The 19,446-nt window shown below is 65.0% G+C and carries 22 protein-coding genes; 10 read left to right on the top strand and 12 right to left on the bottom strand.

From position 1 onward, the window contains the following. Nucleotides 1–6: 6 nt before the first annotated feature. Nucleotides 7–693, bottom strand: a complete 687-nt coding sequence (locus LHL23_RS10760; protein WP_226429859.1) for a glutathione S-transferase family protein — start codon at nt 691–693, stop codon at nt 7–9. A gap of 85 nt (nt 694–778) precedes the next feature. Here LHL23_RS10760 and LHL23_RS10755 point away from each other — a divergent pair, with 85 nt between their 5' ends. Both LHL23_RS10755 and uvrB read left to right on the top strand, forming a co-directional pair. After that, nucleotides 779–1,228, top strand: a complete 450-nt coding sequence (locus tag LHL23_RS10755) for a MarR family winged helix-turn-helix transcriptional regulator (protein ID WP_226429858.1) — start codon at nt 779–781, stop codon at nt 1,226–1,228. Between the two features lie 87 nt (nt 1,229–1,315). Next, nucleotides 1,316–3,514 (top strand): excinuclease ABC subunit UvrB, encoded by a 2,199-nt coding sequence (gene uvrB, locus LHL23_RS10750; RefSeq protein ID WP_226429857.1) that lies wholly within the window; start codon nt 1,316–1,318, stop codon nt 3,512–3,514. A 61-nt stretch (nt 3,515–3,575) separates the two neighbouring features. Here uvrB and LHL23_RS10745 read toward each other — a convergent pair whose 3' ends face one another. After that, nucleotides 3,576–4,100 carry an REP-associated tyrosine transposase gene (locus tag LHL23_RS10745; protein WP_226429856.1) on the bottom strand — a complete coding sequence of 175 codons (525 nt, stop codon included), beginning with the start codon at nt 4,098–4,100 and terminating at the stop codon, nt 3,576–3,578. A 384-nt stretch (nt 4,101–4,484) separates the two neighbouring features. Between LHL23_RS10745 and LHL23_RS10740 the strand changes: the two genes are divergently transcribed. Then, a complete protein-coding gene (locus tag LHL23_RS10740; RefSeq protein WP_222481833.1) occupies nt 4,485–4,952 on the top strand; it encodes an aminoacyl-tRNA deacylase in 468 nt (155 codons plus the stop codon). Nucleotides 4,953–5,028: 76 nt separating this feature from the next. Here LHL23_RS10740 and LHL23_RS10735 read toward each other — a convergent pair whose 3' ends face one another. Then, a complete protein-coding gene (locus LHL23_RS10735; RefSeq protein ID WP_226429855.1) occupies nt 5,029–5,289 on the bottom strand; it encodes a TFIIB-type zinc ribbon-containing protein in 261 nt (86 codons plus the stop codon). Between the two features lie 158 nt (nt 5,290–5,447). Between LHL23_RS10735 and LHL23_RS10730 the strand changes: the two genes are divergently transcribed. Then, entirely contained in the window at nt 5,448–6,059 is a 612-nt protein-coding gene (locus tag LHL23_RS10730) for a hypothetical protein (RefSeq protein WP_226429854.1), read from the top strand. A 39-nt stretch (nt 6,060–6,098) separates the two neighbouring features. Here the strand turns inward: LHL23_RS10730 and LHL23_RS10725 are convergent, their stop codons facing one another. Together LHL23_RS10725 and LHL23_RS10720 are read right to left on the bottom strand one after the other, a co-directional pair. Further along, complete coding sequence (locus LHL23_RS10725; RefSeq protein WP_226429853.1) at nt 6,099–6,506, bottom strand: universal stress protein; 408 nt, start codon at nt 6,504–6,506, stop codon at nt 6,099–6,101. Nucleotides 6,507–6,655: 149 nt separating this feature from the next. Continuing rightward, complete coding sequence (locus LHL23_RS10720) at nt 6,656–6,979, bottom strand: antibiotic biosynthesis monooxygenase family protein (protein ID WP_222481829.1); 324 nt, start codon at nt 6,977–6,979, stop codon at nt 6,656–6,658. 152 nt (nt 6,980–7,131) lie between these two features. Between LHL23_RS10720 and LHL23_RS10715 the strand changes: the two genes are divergently transcribed. Together LHL23_RS10715 and LHL23_RS10710 are read left to right on the top strand one after the other, a co-directional pair. Continuing rightward, nucleotides 7,132–7,791, top strand: coding sequence for a hypothetical protein (locus LHL23_RS10715; protein ID WP_226429852.1), 660 nt, complete (start codon nt 7,132–7,134; stop codon nt 7,789–7,791). A gap of 27 nt (nt 7,792–7,818) precedes the next feature. Beyond that, entirely contained in the window at nt 7,819–8,304 is a 486-nt protein-coding gene (locus LHL23_RS10710) for a HugZ family pyridoxamine 5'-phosphate oxidase (protein WP_226429851.1), read from the top strand. Between the two features lie 2 nt (nt 8,305–8,306). On the opposite strand, the gene LHL23_RS10705 is transcribed toward LHL23_RS10710, so the two are convergent. The 4 genes from LHL23_RS10705 to LHL23_RS10690 all read right to left on the bottom strand — a co-directional run bounded on the left by LHL23_RS10705 (nt 8,307) and on the right by LHL23_RS10690 (nt 13,956). Then, nucleotides 8,307–10,592: a glycosyl hydrolase family 28-related protein gene (locus LHL23_RS10705; RefSeq protein WP_226429850.1), complete on the bottom strand. Its 2,286-nt coding sequence runs from the start codon at nt 10,590–10,592 to the stop codon at nt 8,307–8,309. A 97-nt stretch (nt 10,593–10,689) separates the two neighbouring features. Further along, entirely contained in the window at nt 10,690–11,091 is a 402-nt protein-coding gene (locus LHL23_RS10700; RefSeq protein ID WP_226429849.1) for a DUF4864 domain-containing protein, read from the bottom strand. A 199-nt stretch (nt 11,092–11,290) separates the two neighbouring features. After that, nucleotides 11,291–12,934, bottom strand: coding sequence for a lysine--tRNA ligase (locus tag LHL23_RS10695; RefSeq protein ID WP_226429848.1), 1,644 nt, complete (start codon nt 12,932–12,934; stop codon nt 11,291–11,293). A 137-nt stretch (nt 12,935–13,071) separates the two neighbouring features. Then, nucleotides 13,072–13,956 (bottom strand): LysR family transcriptional regulator, encoded by an 885-nt coding sequence (locus tag LHL23_RS10690; RefSeq protein ID WP_226429847.1) that lies wholly within the window; start codon nt 13,954–13,956, stop codon nt 13,072–13,074. 96 nt (nt 13,957–14,052) lie between these two features. On the opposite strand from LHL23_RS10690, the gene LHL23_RS10685 reads away from it, so the two are divergent. The 3 genes from LHL23_RS10685 to LHL23_RS10675 all read left to right on the top strand — a co-directional run bounded on the left by LHL23_RS10685 (nt 14,053) and on the right by LHL23_RS10675 (nt 15,555). After that, the gene (locus LHL23_RS10685) at nt 14,053–14,511 is read left to right on the top strand and encodes a cupin domain-containing protein (RefSeq protein WP_226429846.1); all 459 of its coding nucleotides are present in this window, start codon (nt 14,053–14,055) and stop codon (nt 14,509–14,511) included. 104 nt (nt 14,512–14,615) lie between these two features. Beyond that, nucleotides 14,616–15,038: a tellurite resistance TerB family protein gene (locus tag LHL23_RS10680; RefSeq protein WP_222481821.1), complete on the top strand. Its 423-nt coding sequence runs from the start codon at nt 14,616–14,618 to the stop codon at nt 15,036–15,038. 109 nt (nt 15,039–15,147) lie between these two features. Next, nucleotides 15,148–15,555, top strand: a complete 408-nt coding sequence (locus tag LHL23_RS10675) for a DUF2513 domain-containing protein (RefSeq protein WP_226429845.1) — start codon at nt 15,148–15,150, stop codon at nt 15,553–15,555. Between the two features lie 71 nt (nt 15,556–15,626). Here the strand turns inward: LHL23_RS10675 and LHL23_RS10670 are convergent, their stop codons facing one another. Continuing rightward, a complete protein-coding gene (locus LHL23_RS10670; protein WP_226429844.1) occupies nt 15,627–16,538 on the bottom strand; it encodes a PLP-dependent cysteine synthase family protein in 912 nt (303 codons plus the stop codon). Nucleotides 16,539–16,655: 117 nt separating this feature from the next. Between LHL23_RS10670 and LHL23_RS10665 the strand changes: the two genes are divergently transcribed. Further along, nucleotides 16,656–17,045: a winged helix-turn-helix transcriptional regulator gene (locus LHL23_RS10665; RefSeq protein ID WP_226429843.1), complete on the top strand. Its 390-nt coding sequence runs from the start codon at nt 16,656–16,658 to the stop codon at nt 17,043–17,045. Here the strand turns inward: LHL23_RS10665 and LHL23_RS10660 are convergent. Then, the gene (locus LHL23_RS10660; RefSeq protein WP_226429842.1) at nt 17,023–17,742 is read right to left on the bottom strand and encodes a GNAT family N-acetyltransferase; all 720 of its coding nucleotides are present in this window, start codon (nt 17,740–17,742) and stop codon (nt 17,023–17,025) included. The two genes, LHL23_RS10665 and LHL23_RS10660, sit on opposite strands and share 23 nt — an antisense overlap. A gap of 110 nt (nt 17,743–17,852) precedes the next feature. Beyond that, nucleotides 17,853–19,340: a D-alanyl-D-alanine carboxypeptidase/D-alanyl-D-alanine endopeptidase gene (dacB, locus tag LHL23_RS10655; RefSeq protein ID WP_226429873.1), complete on the bottom strand. Its 1,488-nt coding sequence runs from the start codon at nt 19,338–19,340 to the stop codon at nt 17,853–17,855. Between the last annotated feature and the right edge of the window lie 106 nt (nt 19,341–19,446).

The following is a 19,446-nucleotide window of genomic DNA, read 5'->3' as shown; positions in this document are numbered from 1 at the left end:
ACAGGGTTATCCGGCTTTTGCAGCCCCGCCACAGGGCGCCCGCGCCAGCCTCCCCAGATGCGATTGCCGGGCACAAAGAAACGCCATCAGCCGCGCCGGATAGCCCTCCGGCGGCGCCTGCCGCACCGACGGACGGGCCGCAACCGCCGCCCGCCAATCCGCCATGCCCCCCTGCGCAGGCATCAAGGCAAAGTCCCCGATGGCATCAAACGTGTCGAAATAGCGGAAGATGGTGCCCCAGACCCCGTCCACCATGTGGAAACTGTCCCCGGCAAAGAACACCCCCGCCACCTCCGGCGCGATCCGTTCCAGCCGTCCGCGCAGGGTGTCCGCAGCCGCGGCAAACGCCGCCTCATCCGGCGCATTATAGAGCTTGCCGATGGCCGCCAGCGTGTCCGAGCCGAATTCAATCCAGGCCCGGTGCCGTGCCCGCTCCAGCGCATTCGTGGGATGAAGGGAGCCGGGCGTGGTCTCATCCAGATATTCCGCAATCACCTGGCTTTCGAACAGCACCCGCCCGCTGGTCTCCAGCACCGGCACCCGGCCGGTGGGCGACAGCGCTCGGAACCAGCCGGGCTTGTCCGCCAGGTCGATATAGGTGCGCCGGTGCGGAATGGATTTCTCGCTCAGCACAATCACCGCCCGCTGCACATAGGGGCACAGATGGTGGCTGATCAGATGCAGGTCGCTCATGGGATCCTCATGTAAATGCAGTTGCATTTACATCAAGTGGGACCTCAGCCTTGCATGTCAATGCACTTGCATCTAAATAATCCGCATGGAGACACCCGACCCTTTCGCCGTCTGGCTGCCGCTCGCCCGCGCCCACAAATCCGTCCTGGCTTCGGTGGAGGCTGTGCTGAAACAGGCGGGCCTGCCGGGGCTCGACTGGTATGACATGCTGTGGGAGCTGGAATGCGCGGGCGATGCGGGCCTGCGCCCCTTTGAGCTGCAGGAAAAACTGCTGCTGCCGCAATACGGCGTCTCCCGCCTGGCGGAGCGGCTGGCCAAGACAGGCCTGCTGGCGCGCCGGACTTGCAACGATGACGGCCGCGGCCAGGTGCTGGTGATCACGCCGGAGGGCGCCGCCATGCGTGCCCGCATCTGGGCCGTCTATTCAGCGGCCATGCAGCAGGCCGTCACCCCGCATTTCAGCCCGGGCGAGGCGCGGCGGCTGGCTGAGCTGCTGGCAAAGCTGCTGCGCCCCGCGCCTGCTGACAAAATCTGACACCATATCCCGGATTGCACCCCCCGCCCCCTTGCACCGGAACAAAAACAGACCAAAATCGGCCCCAGCCGCCAACGGAGTCGCCTGATGCCCTATGCCCATTCCGACAAAACCATGCCGATGATGACCCAGCGCGCGCCGCAGCAGCGGCCCAAGCTGGAGGGCGGCAAGCGGTTTGTCATGAACACCACCTTCGATCCGGCCGGCGACCAGCCCACCGCGATCAAGGAACTGTCAGAGGGCGTTCTGGAGGGCGAGCGCAACCAGGTGCTGCTGGGCGCCACCGGCACCGGCAAGACTTTCACTATGGCCAAGGTGATCGAGGAAACCCAGCGCCCGGCGATCATCCTCGCCCCCAACAAGACGCTGGCGGCCCAGCTCTACGGCGAATTCAAGGGCTTCTTCCCGGAGAACTCGGTCGAATACTTCGTCTCCTTCTACGACTACTACCAGCCGGAGGCCTATGTGCCGCGCTCCGACACCTATATTGAGAAGGAAAGCCAGATCAACGAGCAGATCGACCGGATGCGCCACTCGGCGACCCGCGCCCTGCTCGAACGCGATGACGTGATCATCATCGCGTCCGTCAGCTGCATTTACGGCATCGGCTCGGTCGAAACCTACTCCGCCATGACCCAGGACCTGAAGGCCGGCGAGATGTACGACCAGCGCCAGATCATGGCCGACCTGGTCGCCCAGCAGTACAAGCGCAACGACCAGGCCTTCCAGCGCGGCTCCTTCCGGGTCCGCGGCGACACGCTGGAAATCTTTCCAGCCCACCTGGAGGACCGCGCCTGGAAGCTCTCCTTCTTCGGCGAGGAGCTGGAGGCGATCACCGAGTTCGACCCGCTGACCGGCGAAAAGACCGGCACGTTTGACCAGATCCGCGTCTATGCGAACTCCCACTACGTGACCCCGAAACCAACCCTCAACCAGGCCGTGGTCTCCATCAAGGCCGAGCTGAAACAGCGCCTCGACCAGCTGGTGAACGACGGCAAACTTCTGGAGGCGCAGCGGCTGGAGCAGCGCACCAACTTCGACCTCGAAATGCTGGAGGCGACCGGCCACTGCAACGGGATCGAGAACTACTCCCGCTACCTGACGGGCCGCGCCCCGGGCGAGCCGCCCCCGACCCTCTTTGAATTCATCCCCGACAACGCCATCGTGTTCGCCGACGAAAGCCACGTCTCCGTCCCGCAGATCGGCGGCATGTACCGCGGCGACCACCGGCGCAAGTTCACCCTGGCCGAACACGGCTTCCGCCTGCCGTCGTGCATGGACAACCGGCCCCTCAAGTTCGAGGAATGGGACGCCATGCGCCCGCAGTCGGTCTTCGTCTCCGCCACCCCTGCGGGCTGGGAACTGGATCAGTCCGGCGGCGTCTTCACCGAACAGGTGATCCGCCCCACCGGCCTCCTGGACCCGGAAGTCGAAATCCGCCCGGTCTCGATGCAGGTCGACGACCTGCTGGATGAGGTGCGCAAGGTCACCGCCAACGGTTTCCGCACCCTTGTGACCACCCTCACCAAACGAATGGCCGAGGACCTCACCGAATACCTGCACGAACAGGGCATCAAGGTCCGCTACATGCACTCCGACATCGACACGCTGGAACGCATCGAAATCCTGCGCGACCTGCGCCTCGGCGCCTTTGACGTGCTCATCGGCATCAACCTCCTGCGCGAAGGTCTCGATATCCCCGAATGCGGCCTCGTCGCCATTCTGGACGCCGACAAGGAGGGCTTCCTGCGTTCTGAGACCTCGCTGATCCAGACCATCGGCCGCGCCGCCCGCAACGCCGACGGCCGCGTCATCATGTATGCCGACAAGATCACCGGCTCGATGGAGCGCGCCCTGGGCGAAACCAACCGCCGCCGCGAAAAGCAGATCGCCTACAACACGAAGCACGGCATCACGCCGGAGACGGTCAAGAAAAACGTCGAGGATGTTCTGGCCGGCCTTTACGAGGGCGATGTGGACATGAACCGCGTCACCGCCCAGATCGGCAAGCCGATGCACGGCGCCAACCTGGAGGCGCATCTGAACGGGTTGCGCGACGAGATGCGCAAGGCGGCCGAGAACCTGGAGTTCGAAGAAGCCGCGCGCCTGCGCGACGAGATCAAACGGCTGGAGGCGGTCGACCTCGCCATCTCTGACGACCCGCTGGCGCGGCAATCGGCGGTGGAGGCGGCGTCCGAGGCCGCGGTCAAATCGCGGGGGCGGTCAACCGCGGGCAAGGCCGGGACACGGGCCTACCGGGGAAAATCGCAGAAGAAGTTTTCGTAGGGTGGGCAATCTGCCCACCACCCCCGGCTGAACAATCAAATGGTGGGCGGAATCGCCCGCCCTACTCGCCAAAGGCTCCGTCCGGGCTGCGCTCTGCCCATTCCGCCGCAACCCGCCCGGCGCGAATATCGCGGTGAATCGACGAAAACGCCCAGTCCGCTGGGCGCTCAGCCAACCCATGTTTCACCGGGTTGGCCCAGCAATAGGCTACATGCCTCCGGTAGTCCTCCTCATCCCGGATCAAATGCTCCCAGTACCGCCGCTGCCAGATCCCTTTCTCCCGCTTGGCCTGCTTGCTGGCTGAACGCCCAAAGCTGCCTTCAACAGCGTGTGAAAACCTGGATTTAATCAGCCGCCAACGCTCCGAAAAACCGCTGTCGCCTGCCGGCAGCGTCCAGACCGCATGCAGGTGATCGGGCAGAACGACTATGGCATCGCAGCGGAATGGCGCCTGCTTCAACGTCTTTGCATACGCCGTCCTCAAGGCCGCAATTTCCCCGACGAGCAGCGAGCTGTCCCGCTGCGCCAGATTGATGGTGAAAAAATAGCAGCCGCCCTCGCGTTTGAACCGGCGGTAATTTGGCATGGGCTATTTGATCCCAGCGCAAGTTAAGATCCTGTTAACCAACTCTTGGACGGTGGGCAAATTGCCCACCCTACGTTGCGCCATGCAGTTCCCTGCACCGCAAAACCACTGCAAACTCACTAACCACTTACCAGCAAACAAACTTTCGCAGCGAAATCCCCTTTCATTTACACCCCGCCGCCCACACCTCTCCGCCCCTCTTGCCCGACTCACCCCTTCGGGCGCAGACTGATGGGCACCAGAAACCTGCGCGCGCCCCGGCTTGCCGCTTGCTGCGCCCGGATCTGATGCCGCCGCCCGATCAGCGAGCCTGGATGCTCCCGCGGCGCCCATGACCCGCGCCACGCGCTGCCGGGGTCCCGCCCCAGACAGGAGGACCCTTCGATGATTGCCTCACGCCTGAAACATCATCTGGAGGCACAGGGCTTGCCCTTCGCCACCGTCCGCCACCCCTATACCGCCACCGCATCGGAATGCGCCGAAGCCGCGCATGTGCCGGGCGACCACCTGGCCAAATCAGTGCTGATCCACATGGAGGAAGGCCCCTTCCTGGCGGTGATCCCCTCCAACCACAAGGTCGACCTGCACAAGCTGCAGTCGATGATCGACCGCCGCCTCGGCCTCGCGCCGGAAATTGAGCTGGACCAGGTCTTTGACGACTGCGACCCGGGTGCGGCGCCTTGCGTCGGCGCCGCCTATATGGTGCCGACAGTGATCGACGACAGCCTGCGCGGGCTCGACAAGGTCTGGTTCGAGGCCGGCGACCACAAGACGCTGGTCGAGATGAAGGGCTCCGATTTCGACACTCTGATGAAGGACGCCAAACACGGCTCCTTCTGCACCATGCACTGATGCCTGCGGCCAGCCGCCCCCAGACAGCCGGGGCGGCGCCACAGGCCCTCAGGTACGGACCCTCAGATACGGGCGGTCAGAAGTCGAACAGATCCTCCAGGAAGTTCTTCTTTTTCTTCTTGTAGTATGTCTTGTCGTGGCGCGGGGTGTGATCCCGGCCGCGCTCCTCATAACGTTGCGGCTGCGGGGCGGATTGCGCGGGCTGCGCCGACCGTTCGATGATCTTGTCCAGTTCGCCCCGGTCCAGCCACACCCCGCGGCAGTCCGGGCAATAGTCGATCTCGACGCCTGCGCGCTCGGTCATGCGCAGTTCGGTTCCGTCGATCGGGCATCTCATTTTCCGCTCTCCTTTGTCCTGTGTCTCCCATTCCGAGGTGGGCACCCGCCGCTGCGGCTGCAAGGCAACCCTGCCGCATTCACGCCGAATTTGCAGAACTCCGCCGGTTTTCAGAAAGCTGACCCGTGGTAAGCTGCCTGCAAATCACGGAGGCACATATGAGCAGCAAAAACATTCTCGCCGGGCTCCTGGCCCTGATCCTCGCCTGCACCCCGGTCCTGGCCGGCAGCGGCGGCGGGGGCGGCGGTGACGGCATGGGCATGAACAGCGGCGGCGGCCAGCGCAGCGGCCTCAGCTCCCGGGCCACCAAGGCGGTGGTCACCACCCTGACCCGTGGCTTCGACCGCTGCGGAGAGCTGCCCCAGGTCTACAAGTTCGACTGCTTCCGCCACACCTACAAGCTTGCGGCGCAGAAGCTGGACGGAAACCAGGCCTATGCCGAGGCCCGCGAGGCGCTGGTGCTGGTGGAGGAAACGCTGACCCGGTCGGTCAAGCAGAACCTGGACCCGGGCCAGCCGGTCAAACGCAAGGGGCTGAACCTCTACCGCCCGGTGAAACCCGCCGCGGTGCCGCAGATCAAGCGGCAGGCGGAATCGGCGATGAAACAGGCCGAAACCATCCTGCTGCGCTCCCCCGCGAACAAGCAGGTGCACTACGCCCGCATTGCCGAGGCAGTGAATTCCAACAAGGTTCTCCTGCGCTCTGCCCTGCTGCCCGGCGCGATGATCCGGCTGGCCTGGCAGATCCTGAAAGCGGCGGTTCCGGCCTAGGCCGCACCGCCAGCCGGGCTTGGCTCAGCGCAGCCCGGCTCAGCGCACCACATGCACGGCACAGGCCGCGTGGCGCACCACGTGGCCTGAGGTCGACCCCCACAGCAGGTCCTGCATCGACGGCCGGTGCGAGGCCAGGATGATCAGGTCCGGCCCGTTTTGTTCTGCCCAGTCCAGAATGGTGCGGCCGGAATGGCCTTCGATCAGCACCCCCTCGGCGTCGGGCAGGGTCTTGGCCAGCCCGTCCAGCTCTGCCTGCAGCGCCACGCGTGTGTCTTCCATGAAATCCGCCGGCACATAGGAAATCGCATAGGCCGGAACCTGTTCGATCACATGCAGCAGCGTCACCTTGGCGCCCGGTGCGGACAGCAGGCGCGCCACCTTCAGCGGCCCGGTCACGTCGCGCTCCGGGTCAAATGAGATCGGCACCAGAATATTATGATACATGGCAGTTCTCCCTTCGCTGAAAGCCTACACCGGATTTCGCCGCTGCGGTTTGACCGGGATCATGCGCCGCGGCGGCGGTGCGGCCGGGCGGCGGCAGCATCGCCGCGCCGGACGCCTGAACGGCCGGGACCGCGCGGTGCGGGGGCGCCTCAGGCCCCGAACACCTCGGCCACGTCATACATCACCGGCTCGAAGCTGCGGCACAGCTCGTTGATCTTGCGGTTGCGTTCGCGCATCTCGGGGGAGCGCAGCATCGCCATGAAATCCTCGCGGCGGCGCCATTGCGAGTAATTGGCAATCCGGGTCTGCGCGTCATTCACATGCAGGCCGGCCGCAATGAACCCGGGCTGCTTGGAAATGAACTCTGCATAGGCGTCCTCAAGCGCCTCCAACAGGTCCTGGCAGGTGCCCGGCGTCATCTCGAATGTGGTGATAACGGTCTGGATGTCCGCGGTTTTTGCTATGTTCGGCATGGGCTTCTCCGTTGACTCTGTTCCAGCCTACGCCTGTTCACGCATAAAGCGCACGACATTTTTTCCGGAACACGCCAAAGCAGCGCGCACCGCGGTTAACACAACCTTAACCATAAACCCGAACCCTTGCTTCAATCGCACGGGGTTTCGGAATGAAATCTGCCTCTACAGCCTGTCTTGCCGTGATGCTGACCCAGACGGCGGCTGCCGGCGCCTGGCTGGAGCAGCCGGGGCAGGGGTTTGCCGCGGCCAGCGCAACATACCGCCAGGCCGGCGGCCGCACCGGATATGAGCTGAGCTACTACGGCGCTTACGGGCTCACCCCCAAGCTGACCCTGGGGGTGGATCTGAACAGCACCGGGGACCTGTACGGCCACGCGCTGATGTTTGCCCGGCTGCCGCTGGGTGCCGGCAAGCGTTCCAGGCTGGCGGCGGAAGCCGCCTTTGGCGGCCATCGCGACAATGGCCTGTGGATGATGATGCAGCGCGCCACCCTGTCTTACGGGCGCGGGTTTGAAACCGGCAGCGCCAGCGGCTGGCTGGCGATCGACGCCGCCTACGAACTGCGCAACAGCGGGTTGCAGACGGTCTGGAAGCTGGACGCCACGCTGGGGATGCACCGGCCCGGCAAAATCGCCCCGATGCTGCAGATCGAGACCGCCAAGCCGCAGGGCGGGCAGCTCTCCTACACGCTGACACCGTCGCTGCGCTATCCCCTGAAATCCGGGCGCGAGCTGATCCTGGGGCTGGAGCACCGCAAGGCAGGCGAACGCAGCCTTGGCCTGAAACTGGGGCTGTGGCAGAAGTTCTGATGAGATCCCCGCCGGCAGGAGGCCCCCATGGCGACCCCGATCCGCCCCACCGATGACGAGGCCCGCGCCCTCGCCCGCAGCCTGATGGCAGAGGCCCGCTTTGCCGCGCTTGGCGTCATGCTGGAGGCAGGCCAGCCGCTGGTGACGCGGGTGGCTTTCGCTCTGGATCCGCAGGGCGACCCGCTCAGCCTGATCTCGGATCTTGCGCAGCACACCCAGGCGCTGCGGCAGCATCCGGCCTGTTCGCTCATGGTGGGGGAGCCGGGCGCCAAGGGCGACGCGCTGACCCATCCGCGGCTCAGCCTGATGGCGGCAGCGGAGTTTGTGCCGCGCCAGGACCCGGAGCACGCGGCGCTGGCGGCAGGCTATCTGCGTCAGCATCCCAAGGCCAAGCTGTACCTGCAGTTCGCCGACTTCAGCTTTGTCCGCTTCCGCATCACGGCGGCGCATTTGAACGGCGGGTTCGGCAAGGCCTTCCACCTTGCCGCCGCCGACCTGCTGCCCAGCGGCTGACATCAGCTGTCCATCCGCATCAGCACCTGCACCTCGCCCTTGACCGCCTCCTGCCAGCGCAGGCGGATCTCGTCGCTGTCGGCGCCCTGCAGAACCTCGGCGTAGGGGGTGATGTAGCGGGTGCTGTTGCCGCTGGTCTGCAGCGGCCCCAGCGCCATCACGCTGTCGACATAGCGCGCATGTCCCTGGAACGGCAGCTCGCCCCCGGCCGGGACCGTCCAGGTGGCGGACGCCGAGGACTGGCCGTGGAGCACCCGCAGCGGATTGGCCGACTGGATGGAGACGTTGTGGTACATGTTGCCGCTGAAAACCACATTCTTGGACCGGCTGAAGTCGAGGTCCGAAAAACTCGTATCGACCCGCTCCGCCCGGTCGATGCTGCCGTTCAGCGAACGGAACTTGTTGCCGGTGACAGTGAGGCCGTTCAGGTAGTGGCCGCTGCCGTAGGGTTTGATCACGATATAGCTGAACCAGGGCGCGACGTCGCCGGACAGGAACACATTGGCAGTGACCGACAGCGCGCTGAAGGAAAAGCCGCCGGTGAAGTCCGGCGTCGGGTCCCACTCGTTGGTCCATTCGATGAAGCAGTTGTCGATGTAATTGTCCGACACGGTGGAGGTGCAGTTGTTGGAGGTCAGCACCAGCCCGGCGGTGCGCACCCCGCCCGCGACGCTGTCGCCCTGAAAGAAATGGTTGCCCGTCACCGTGTTGTTGCCGCCGCCTAGGACCGCGAAATGGCGGAACCGGGTGGCCCGGTTGCTGCGCAGCTTGGCATCGTTGTTGTTGACGTTGAGGCCGATGCTGACGCGGTCGGAAACGTCCAGCGGGTCCTCGTGCGACAGGAACTGGCAATTGTCGATCAGGATGCCCTGGCAGCCGGTGCCGATAGAGGTGATGCCGCGGTCCTTGGGCCGCGAGATGAAGCAGCTGTCGATCGCGAACACCGAGCCGGAAGGCGCCAGGCGCAGGGCGCTGCAGCGGCCGTTGCACTGGAACTCGATGCCCTCGACGCCGAACTTGCTGAGTGAGCTGAAGCCGCTGAAGTCCACCAGGTATTTGAAGTCGGTGAAGGTGAAGGTCTGGGTGCCTTCGGCATCGTAAAGCGGGGCGCTGAGGGTCAGCTCGCCCGCGCCGGTGTTCTTGGACCGCACATAGACCTCGCGCCCGACCCCGGCGCCCTCCACCAGCGCGCCCACCGCGATATTGGCGATATTGGCGACATTGGTCAGCTTGCGGGCGTCAGACGCGCTGTAGGTCGCCTGCGAGGTCACCGTTTCGCTGTCCCAGGCGGCGCTGTCGGCGGCCTCGATCTGGCCGTTGCGGATGATCCGGCGGGTGGCATAGGAGGTTTTGTTGGGCACCGCCGCGGCCATGTCGATGGGGCCGGTGACGCTGATCTTGCGGCCCATCAGGTCGAGCGATTCATGGTCCGAGTTGTTGATCAGCGCCTGGAACGCCTTTCGGAAGCCCAGCCCCTCGTCCCCGAAGGCGGCGGCGTAGGAGGGGAAGTCGAAGTTCTTGGTCAGCAGAAGCATCTGGTCGTCCGGCATGTCGACGGTGCCCTCGAACACGGTCTCGTGGTTCAGCGACACGGTGCTGGCCAGATAGAATTCGCCCGCGGGCACCAGGATGCGGCGCCCGTCCGCGGCGGCATCGGCGGCCTCGAACGCCGCTGCGCAATCGGTGCTGCCGTTGCCCACCGCGCCATAGTCGGTAACGTCCACCACGCTCAGCATTTTGCGGTAGAAGGCGCTGGTGATGTCGGTGATCTCGATATCGTCAATCCGCACAACGCCGCCGTTGGCGCCCGTCAGGTCGAGCCCGAAATGGCCGTAGGCCGCATCGCGCCCCCAGACCATCTCCACCCCGCCGCGTTCGCCGCTGCCGGCGATGCCGGTCACCTCCAGCACCTTGCCGTATTCGGTGAGCGCATATTGCATACCGTATTCGGACACGCCGCCGATGTGGCTGCCGCCGCTGGCACCGGCCCAGCCGGCGACGCGGACCGCCGGCAGCGCGCCGCTCACGGCCTTGATGCGGACCTTGATCTGCAGGTAGCAGCCCGGCTCCAGCGGCGTCTGGCCCATGAAGCGGAGCTTCTGGGTGTTCTCGGTCTTCTGCATCTCCAGGCAGCCGCCGAAATCCGCATCCGCCGCCACAAAAACCGCATTGGCGGCGCCGTCATAGGTGTCCGACCCCGGGGTGCCGTCGCCGCTGGACCAGACATCCAGCCCGTCCGCAAAAGCGGGGGGCATCAGCTGCAGACCTTCGGTGATTGCCTTGTTCATGGAAGTTCCCTTTCCTGCTGCGCATTTCGCGTTCGGGGAAAAGGAAGTACAGGAGCGGCCTTAAAATCCGCCCAGCGGTGCGTACGCCGCCCTGGGTTCAGACGCTGTCACCCCGCCCATTCAGAAGATGTACCGCGTTGATTTTCCAGCCATTTTCCATCTTAACCATTTGGTAATCCAGCAGGTGCACGGCGCCGGTTTGATCGGTGATCATCACCCGCTGCCACAGGCTGCCGGCCACGTCGCGCAGGTCCAGGTAACGCACCTCAGCCGGGCGCCAGACCATCGGGTAGCCCTGGCGCACCATCTCGCCAAAACGCTCCGGGGTGCCGAACAAGCGCCGGATATTCGGCGAGGCAAAGGAGAACGCCGTTTCGGTATCATTGTTCAGGAAGGCTTCAAACTGAGAGCCGATCACAGCAGTGACCGGCTCTCTTTGGGCAAAAACCGGGAAGGTCAGAAGAAAAATACCAACCCCCGCAAACAGAACACTGCGCATCTGTCCCTCCCGGTCCGTTTTCATAAGTTAGGACAGAGTGACGTGGCGTCAAAACTTTTTTTGCGATCTGGTAATTTTCTTGCGCAGAGGGAAGCCGTAGGCCGGTGCGTTTGCACGCGGTGCGCGGCGTTGTGCAACAGGGCTGAAACAGCAAGGGCGCGGAAGACCGCGCCCTTGAAAATTGGTTCTTTGAGCAGGCTTACGCCAGCTCGCCTGCCAGCGCCTTTTCGATCAGGGCAATGGTGTCCTCGACGCCGTAAAGCGCGATGAAGCCGCCGAAGCGCGGGCCTTGGGAGGCCCCCAGCAGCACTTCGTAGATCGCCGAGAACCAGGCGCGCAGCGGCTCGAACCCGTGGATCTTGCCGATTGCGAAAACCACCGACTGCAGGAATTCCTCGTCCGCGAAATCCGCCTCGGGCAGCGGGTCGTCGTTGCCTGCGATCTCGTTCTTCTTGGCAATTGCGGCCAGGGCGGCGTCCGCCGATTTCAGCGCATCCGCCAGATCCTGCAGCGCCGCGCGCTCCTGATCGGTGGGCAGGCGGAATTCCTTCGCGGGTTTCACGAAGTCATTGAAATAGGCAACCGCAAAGCCCGCCGCCTGATCCATGCCCGGATGGGTGTCCGGCGTGGCGTTGGGGGCGTATTTGTTGATGAAGCCCCACATGGTTTCCTTGTCCTCGGCGCTGGAGGCGGAGGCGAGGTTCAACAGCATCGAGAACGGCACCACCATGTCCGATTGCGGAACGTCGCCGCCGTGGATGTGCCAGACCGGGTTATTGAGCTGCGCCTTCAGGTCCTGCCCGTGGTAGGCGCGCAGCTGCTGGTGGTATTCGTCCACCGCCTTGGGGATCACGTCGAAATGCATCCGCTTGGCGGTCTTGGGCTTCTGGTACATGAAATACGCCAGCGACTCGGTCGAGGCATAGGTCAGCCATTCGTCGATCGAGACGCCGTTGCCGGAGGATTTGGAGATCTTCTGGCCGTTTTCATCGAGGAACAGCTCATAGGTGAAATGCTCCGGCGCGCGCTGGCCCAGCACCCGGCAGATGCCGTCGTAGATCGGCGTATTTGTGGAGTGGTCCTTGCCGTACATCTCGAAGTCGACTTCCAGAGCGGCCCAGCGGGCGCCGAAGTCCGGCTTCCACTGCAGCTTCACGTTGCCGCCGGTCACCGGCAGGGTCCATTCCTTGCCGTCCTCGTCGTCGAAGGTGACGGTATAGGTCTCGGCGCAGACTTTCTTCATCGGCACATAAAGCACGCGGCCGGTCTCAGGGTGGATCGGCAGGAAGATCGAATAGGTCTGGCGGCGCTCTTCGCGCAAGGACTTCAGCATGATCTCCATGATGTCGTCGTACTTGTCGACGGCACGCTTCAGGATCTCGTCGAACTGGCCGGACTGGTAGAATTCGGTGGCCGAATAGAACTCATAGGAGAACCCGAAGGTGTCCAGGAACCGGCGCAGCATGGCGTTGTTGTGGTGGCCGAAGCTCTCATGCGTGCCGAACGGGTCCGGCACCGAGGTCAGCGGCTTTTGCAGGTGTTCTGCCAGCGCCTCCTGGTTGGGGACGTTGCCGGGCACCTTGCGCATCCCGTCCAGATCGTCGGAGAAGCAGATCAGCCGGGTCGGGATGTCCGAGATGGTCTCGAACGCTTTCTTGATCATGGTGGTGCGGGCGACCTCGCCGAAGGTGCCGATGTGCGGCAGGCCGGAGGGGCCATAGCCGGTTTCGAACAGCACATAGCCCTTCTCCGGCGCGCCCTTGGCATAACGTTTGAGAACCCGGCGGGCTTCTTCAAACGGCCAGGCTTTGCTCTTCAGAGCTTCTTCGCGCACATCAGACATTTGTGTTCTCCATCGGCGGCAGTTCTGTCAGCTATCGGGGTGCCGCGTGATCATCCCGGATGCCCCATGCATCCGGCCCTTCCCTCTATTGTGCCTGTGCAGCATGAGTCAATGATCCCCGGCCCGGGCGGCGCTTGCTAGGCTGCCTTTTCGGTGATCCAGGCCAGAATGTCCCGCACATCGCGCCCCGCCGCCAGACCATCGCGGGCAGAGGCGAAGTAGCCGCGCGCGGAGCTGGCGCTTGGCCCCTGCAGACGCACCAGCGCGCCGGTGCCCAGAAAGCTGTCGAGCACCCCGCCCCAGGCCAGGCACACCCCCTGCCCGGCCAGCGCAGCGTTGACCAGCATCGCATAGGAGTTGAAGTCGAGCGCGCGCACCCCGGACGGCATTGCCAGCCCCGCCTCCTGAAACCAGCTGGGCCAGTCGTGCCACTGGCTGCGGGCGGTCTCCATCGTCAGCAGTGTCATACGTGCAAAATCATGGCGGTCCGCGGCCATTCCCAGGCGCGACAGATACAACGGGCTGGCCACCGGAAAGACCTCATCCCCCAGCAGCCGCTGCTCCTGCCCGGCACCTGTTTCCGGCAGGCCGAAACGGATCAGCAGATCGCCGGGGCGGACAGCCTCTCCATACTCCTGGCTGAGGATGCGGATTGTCACCCCGGGAAAGGCATCCTCCAGCGCGCCCAGCCGCGGGATCAGCCAGAAGGCGACAAAGCCGGCCGGGGCCGAAACCGTTACAACCCGCCCCTGTGCGCTTTGCCGCAGGCGGGCCACGGAGGCCTCGATCTGCCCGAAGCCGCTGTGCAGGGCCTGCAGAAGATCCTTTCCTTGCGGGGTCATGCGCACGGGCTTGCGGCTGCGGTCGAACAGGGCGCAGCCCAGGTCCGCCTCCAGCGCCGCGATCCGGCGCGACACCGCGGGCTGCGAAACATTCAGCTCCTGCGCGGCGGCGGTCAGGGTGCCGTGGCGCGCCGCGGCATAAAAGGCGGTGAGCCCGGAAAAACTGGGAAGGCGCTCCATCTATCATAACCTCAGCGTATATTACTGTGCAGCTTTACCCTATTGAGCGAAACCCGGGAAGGCCTCTAACTGGGCGGCAGGACGAGGAGGCTTGCGATGACTGCAGAACTGACCACCCTAGCTGCCGATCTGGGCGATGCGGAACAGTTGCATCAGCCCTCCAACCTGCCGCATGCGCCGCTGGCGGTGGATGCCGCGCAGGTGCCGCTGGCGGGCGGCACGGATCCGGCCTACGGCGAAGTGCGCTGGCGCACGCTGATCAACGGCAGCGAGGACGCGCCGCGCGACATGGTGCTGGGCATTGCCGAATTCGGCCCCGGCGGCCGCCTGCTGCCGCACCGCCATGACCCGGCAGAGTTCTATTTCGGGCTGGAGGGGGCCGGGGTGGTGACCATCGACGGCATTCCGCATGAGATTCGCCCCGGGATCGCCATCTATGTGCCCGGCGGCGCCGAGCACGGCACCGTGGCGGGCCGGGACGGGTTGCGCTTTGCCTATGGCTTTGCCGAGCCGAGCTTTGAGCAGATCCGGTACCGGTTTTCCGCACAAGCTTGAATCCGAGGCGGTTTTTTGCGGCTTTGGCGCGGGCAGCAGTTGAACCTGCCCCGCCCTGTACCTATCCTGATTGCGGCAGCATGCAGCATGAAAAGGATGCCTTGATGACAGAGCAAACCCCGCACCCGATGTCCCCGCAGGACTGCCTGGTGGCGCTGATGGTGGCGGTGTCTGCCTCGGACGAGAACATCCGCACGGCGGAGCTGGTCAAGATCCAGTCGGCGGTCAACATGCTGCCGGTGTTTGCCGATTACGACATCGACCGTGTGTCGCGGATTTCCCGCACCGTGTTCGACCTGTTCGAGCAGGAAGACGGGCTGGAGGCGCTGTTCGGCCTCATCCGCGGCGATCTGCCGGAACGGCTGTTCGAGACGGCCTATGCGCTGTCCTGCGATGTGGCGGCGGCCGACGGGTATCTGGGCGAGACCGAATTGGAATTCCTGGCAGAGGTCCGCTACGAGCTGAACATCGACCGGCTGCACGCCGCCGCGATCGAGCGCGGCGCCCGGGCGCGGCACATGGTCTGAGGCAGCTTCCCTTGCCTGCCGTGCATGGCGGGATTGCACAACGCAGGCTTGTACCGCATTTGACCCGCTCCCATTTGGCGCTAGTTCGTGCCGTATCGGGAGTCGGTTCATGGCCGCATGGCGAAGAGACATCGATGAAATCCGCAAGCTTCTCCTCGAGATAGAGGCAGGCAGGGAGTCCTATTGCGCCCTGCCGCGCGCCGCCGCAGAGGCGATGATGCTGCCGGTGGAGGATTGCCTGCCCGATGCCGAGGCGCGCAAGCTGGCTTATCACCTGAGCCTGTTGGACAGCGCCGGGCTGGCCCGGTTCAGCCGGCTGTCGAACGGCAACTGGCATGTGCGCGGCCTGACCTGGAGCGGTCATGAGCTGCTGGACAATATTCGCGACGGCGACATCTGGAACGCGGTGCGGGAGCGCCACCAGCAGCTTGGCGGCTTCAGCATGGAGATCCTCAGCGATCTGGCCAAGGAGCTGGTGCGCGCCAAGGCCCGCAGCCTGGAAAGCTCCGACGCCTGAAGGCATTGTTTTGAACCCCGGGCGGCGCATGGCCTGCGCCACCCGTTTCGCAAATGGCGGCCCCGGACCCCTTACCGGTAGAGCGCGGAATTCAGGTAGCGCAGGCCGGTGTCGATCACCACGGTGACCACCCGCTTGCCCGGCCCCAGCGCCCGCGCCCGCTGCAGCGCCGCCCAGATGTTGGCGCCTGAGGTAATGCCGCCCAAAAGCCCTTCCTGCTGCGCCAGCATCCGGGCACCGGCAAAGGCATCCTCATCCTTGACCGGCACCACGTCGTCAATCAGGTCGCGGCGCAGGATCTTGGGCAGGAAAGAGAGGCCGATTCCCTCCAGCTGGTGGGTGCCGCTGGTGTCGCCGCCCGACAGGTTGCGCACGTGATAGGGCTCGATGGCAATGATGCGGGTTTCGGGGTTCACCTCCTTCAGCACCTCGGCATTGCCGGAAATGCAGCCGCCGCCGCCGGTGGCCATCACAAACTCATCCACCACCCCGTCCAGCTGTGACAGGATCTCCCGCGCCATGCCGTGATAGCCGCGCTTGTTGTCCATGTTGTTGACCTGGTCGGTCCAGAACACATCCGGCTCTGCCGCCAGCTGTTTGGCCCGCGCGATGGTGCGGTCGATCACGCTGGCGGTCAGGATGCCGCCCTCGGCGTGGATGATCTCCACCTCGGCGCCATAGGCGCGCATGGTCTGCAGCTTCTCCTCCGAGAACGCGTTGGAGGAGACGAAATGCGCCTGGTAGCCGCGGGTGGCGCAGACCATGGCAAGCGAGCTGCCGGTGCTGCCGCCGGTGTATTCCACCACTTTGCCGCCGGGTTTCAAGTCGCCGCGCCGCTCGGCGCCTTCGATCATCGACAGCGCCATCCGGTCCTTCATGCTGCCGGTCGGGTTGGCACCCTCCCATTTGACCCAGACCTCCGCCATGTCCGGGGTGGTCAGATGCCTAAGCTGCACAAGCGGCGTGTTTCCGATGGCGTTCATGTGGCGGGTCTCCCTTGCTGCGCGACTCACTTTCAAAATTAAAGTGACTATGCGGCAGTGGCTTTCATTTTGAAAGTCTCTTATTGTGCGGGATGAAAACACCTTTGGAGGCACGCCATGAGCCAGCCGCAGACCCAATTCCGCTCGCGCTGTTCGATTGCCCGCACGTTGGATGTTCTGGGGGACAAATGGACGCTGTTGGTGGTGCGCGACCTGATGTGGCACGGCAAGCATACTTTCCAGGAGCTGCAGGCGAGCGAGGAGCATATTGCCGCCAACCTGCTGTCAGAGCGGCTGAAGCGGCTGATGGCATTGGGGCTGGTGGCGCGGGAGGCCTATCAGGACAGGCCGGTGCGCTACCGCTACGCGCTGACCGAGGCGGGCCGCAGCCTGGAGCCGCTGCTGCTGCAGATCATGGGCTGGGGCCACGCGCATCTGGGCGGCGGTCTGTTTGATCCGCAAACCGGGCGGACGGTGGCGGAAGCTAGCCCCGGTGGGCCGCAATGAGCCGTCCCAGGCTCTGCATTTGCTGCCCCTGCGCGTCGAAGTTTCCAGGGTCGAGCCATTCAGCATAGGCCGCCTCCAGCCGCGGCCATTCACTGTCGATGATTGAATACCAAGCGGTGTCGCGGTTGCGCCCCTTATAGACGACGGCCTGGCGGAACAGCCCTTCATAGGTGAAGCCCAGCCGCTCCGCCGCCCGGCAGGAGGGCGCGTTCAGGGCGTCGCATTTCCATTCATAGCGGCGGTAGCCGAGGTCATTGAACACCCGCGCCATCATCAGGAACATCGCCTCCGTCGCGGCCGGCGTCCGCTGCAGGGAAGGCGCATAGGTGATGCCGCCGACCTCGATGACGCCGTGCTCCGGCTTGATCCGCATGTAGCTGGCCACCCCTTCGGCCCGGCCGCTGGCACCGTTGACGATGGCGAAATAGGGCTGCGCATCAACGCCGCTGGCGCCCTGGACCCATGTGCGCAGCTCCTGCTCCGTGCCAAACGGCCCCCAGGGGATATAGGTCCAGATCGCGCCGCTCTGGTCCTGGCTGAAGGCGGCAAACAGATCCGCGGTGTGGCGCGCGGCGTCCAGCGGCTCCACCCGGCAGTAGCGGCCGGCCATGCCGCTGTGGCCGGGAAGGCGCGCGCCCTGCCAGTCCGGCAGCGGGGCGCCGATGGGCTGGCCGTGGTCGTTGATACGCTCAGTCATGGTCTGGTCCTCTGCACTCCGGGCAGGCAGCCCTGCCGGTGCCGGTCTGCCTGCGAACTGGCCCGCGGGAAACGTCCAGAAACAGGAATTCAGGCCAGACCAGTCAGGACCTAACTGCCGTAGACCGCGCCCCAGCGTTCGATCAGCTGCTGCTGCAGCTTCTTGGCGCGGCGGTTCCAGCTGCGGGCGCCGGGCGGGCGTTCGCGCTGCGCACGCGGAATGCGGCCGCGGGTTTTCAGGTCAGCGGTGAAGATGGCAAAGGCCAGCTCTGTGCCGTCGGCCGCGGTCATGAACCCGCCAAGGCCGGAAACGAAGTTCAGCGTGCCGGTCTTGGCGGCGACCTTGATCGGGTGGCCCTTGACCGTGCGGCCCTTGGCGTCGCGCATCTGGAAGGGCTTCAGGAGCGGCTTCAGCTGGCCGGATTTATAAGCCGCCACCAGCGCGCGGGTAAGATCCGCCGGCGTCATCCGGGAGGCTTCGCCAAGGCCGGAATGATCCACCAGACGGGTGCCGGACATGCCGTATTTGCCGGCCGCCCAGGCGCTCATCTCAGCCGCCGAGGCCTGCAGCGAGGCCGGGCGCCCGGCACGCGCGGCAGAGGCGGACATGCCGATCATCTCTGCCATCAGGTTGTTGGAGTATTTCAGCATCGCCTTCAGCATCACATCCAGCGGCGGGCTGTGGTGCTGGGCCAGCAGCGTGGCCGCCGGCAGGGCGCTGACGCTGCGCGCCTGCGGCAGCGCGATGCCATTGGCCCGCACCAGGGTGCGGAACACATCGCCCGCATAGGCGGCAGGGTTGCGCACCGGCAGCCAGCGCGCGCCGCCCTTGCCCAGCGCCTTGGAGGCGACGGTCCAGTGATCCACCCCGCCCTTTTCGGCATAGGTGTAAACCGGCACCGCGCGGGACTGGATCGCCATCCGGGCGGTGGCGACCTCGGGGCGGTATTTCTCGGTGCGGGCGTCCATGGTGATCGCCCAGTTGCCGCTGGCGGCGCGTTTCCATTCGAAATGCACCCGGTTGAAGTTCAGCGAGATGCCGGACACCGCCGGGGAGTAGCCGACATGGTCGGGCTGGTCCGGGTCGATGGTTTTAACGCCGGGCAGCGCGCCGTCCCAGACCAGGAACTTGCCCCGCACCTCGCGCACGCCGGCGGTCTTCAGCGCTTTTGCCAGCAATGCCAGATGGTCGGTGTTCAGCATCGGGTCGCCGCCGCCCGCGAGGATCAGGTCGCCGTTCACCACACCGCCCGCAACGCCGCCGGTGGCCAGCACCCGGGTCTCGAACCGGTGGTCCGCTCCCAAGACGTCCAGCGCATAAAGCGCGGTCAGCGCCTTGGCGACGCTGGCCGGCGGCAGCGCCTCGCCCCCGCCGGAAGATTCCAAGAGCTTGCCGGATTTCACATCCGCAACCGCACAGACCGCGTGCCCCGGCAGGCCGGCCCGCTCCAGCAGCGCCTTGAGCCCGTCCGTTCCTGCCGCCAGCGAACTGGCCCGGCGCGCCACCGGGCGCAACGAGACCGCCGGCGCATTGGCCAGCGCAGAGGTGCCTGCCAATGCGGCAAGCCCGGAAAGGAGGAATGTCCGGCGTGAAGTCATCTTATTCATTTTTAGGGTCAGGAGCTGCTCTTCTTCAATCCCCGATCCGTGGCTTTGCGCCGCAAGGTCCGGGCTTTTTCGCCATGGCAAGTCCTGCTACCGCTGG

The organism is Leisingera sp. McT4-56 (genome assembly GCF_020514995.1).
GTDB lineage: Bacteria > Pseudomonadota > Alphaproteobacteria > Rhodobacterales > Rhodobacteraceae > Leisingera > Leisingera aquaemixtae_A.
The sequence above is the reverse complement of the archived record's forward strand: the minus strand, read 5'-3'. Positions and strand labels throughout refer to the sequence as shown.

Bases quoted from the DNA above. Each gene is read 5' to 3' on its own strand.
- LHL23_RS10760 (WP_226429859.1), bottom strand. From the start codon at position 693: ATGAGCGACCTGCATCTGATCAGCCACCATCTGTGCCCCTATGTGCAG.
- LHL23_RS10755 (WP_226429858.1), top strand. From the start codon at position 779: ATGGAGACACCCGACCCTTTCGCCGTCTGGCTGCCGCTCGCCCGCGCC.
- uvrB (WP_226429857.1), top strand. From the start codon at position 1,316: ATGCCCTATGCCCATTCCGACAAAACCATGCCGATGATGACCCAGCGC.
- LHL23_RS10745 (WP_226429856.1), bottom strand. From the start codon at position 4,100: ATGCCAAATTACCGCCGGTTCAAACGCGAGGGCGGCTGCTATTTTTTC.
- LHL23_RS10740 (WP_222481833.1), top strand. From the start codon at position 4,485: ATGATTGCCTCACGCCTGAAACATCATCTGGAGGCACAGGGCTTGCCC.
- LHL23_RS10735 (WP_226429855.1), bottom strand. From the start codon at position 5,289: ATGAGATGCCCGATCGACGGAACCGAACTGCGCATGACCGAGCGCGCA.
- LHL23_RS10730 (WP_226429854.1), top strand. From the start codon at position 5,448: ATGAGCAGCAAAAACATTCTCGCCGGGCTCCTGGCCCTGATCCTCGCC.
- LHL23_RS10725 (WP_226429853.1), bottom strand. From the start codon at position 6,506: ATGTATCATAATATTCTGGTGCCGATCTCATTTGACCCGGAGCGCGAC.
- LHL23_RS10720 (WP_222481829.1), bottom strand. From the start codon at position 6,979: ATGCCGAACATAGCAAAAACCGCGGACATCCAGACCGTTATCACCACA.
- LHL23_RS10715 (WP_226429852.1), top strand. From the start codon at position 7,132: ATGAAATCTGCCTCTACAGCCTGTCTTGCCGTGATGCTGACCCAGACG.
- LHL23_RS10710 (WP_226429851.1), top strand. From the start codon at position 7,819: ATGGCGACCCCGATCCGCCCCACCGATGACGAGGCCCGCGCCCTCGCC.
- LHL23_RS10705 (WP_226429850.1), bottom strand. From the start codon at position 10,592: ATGAACAAGGCAATCACCGAAGGTCTGCAGCTGATGCCCCCCGCTTTT.
- LHL23_RS10700 (WP_226429849.1), bottom strand. From the start codon at position 11,091: ATGCGCAGTGTTCTGTTTGCGGGGGTTGGTATTTTTCTTCTGACCTTC.
- LHL23_RS10695 (WP_226429848.1), bottom strand. From the start codon at position 12,934: ATGTCTGATGTGCGCGAAGAAGCTCTGAAGAGCAAAGCCTGGCCGTTT.
- LHL23_RS10690 (WP_226429847.1), bottom strand. From the start codon at position 13,956: ATGGAGCGCCTTCCCAGTTTTTCCGGGCTCACCGCCTTTTATGCCGCG.
- LHL23_RS10685 (WP_226429846.1), top strand. From the start codon at position 14,053: ATGACTGCAGAACTGACCACCCTAGCTGCCGATCTGGGCGATGCGGAA.
- LHL23_RS10680 (WP_222481821.1), top strand. From the start codon at position 14,616: ATGACAGAGCAAACCCCGCACCCGATGTCCCCGCAGGACTGCCTGGTG.
- LHL23_RS10675 (WP_226429845.1), top strand. From the start codon at position 15,148: ATGGCCGCATGGCGAAGAGACATCGATGAAATCCGCAAGCTTCTCCTC.
- LHL23_RS10670 (WP_226429844.1), bottom strand. From the start codon at position 16,538: ATGAACGCCATCGGAAACACGCCGCTTGTGCAGCTTAGGCATCTGACC.
- LHL23_RS10665 (WP_226429843.1), top strand. From the start codon at position 16,656: ATGAGCCAGCCGCAGACCCAATTCCGCTCGCGCTGTTCGATTGCCCGC.
- LHL23_RS10660 (WP_226429842.1), bottom strand. From the start codon at position 17,742: ATGACTGAGCGTATCAACGACCACGGCCAGCCCATCGGCGCCCCGCTG.
- dacB (WP_226429873.1), bottom strand. From the start codon at position 19,340: ATGACTTCACGCCGGACATTCCTCCTTTCCGGGCTTGCCGCATTGGCA.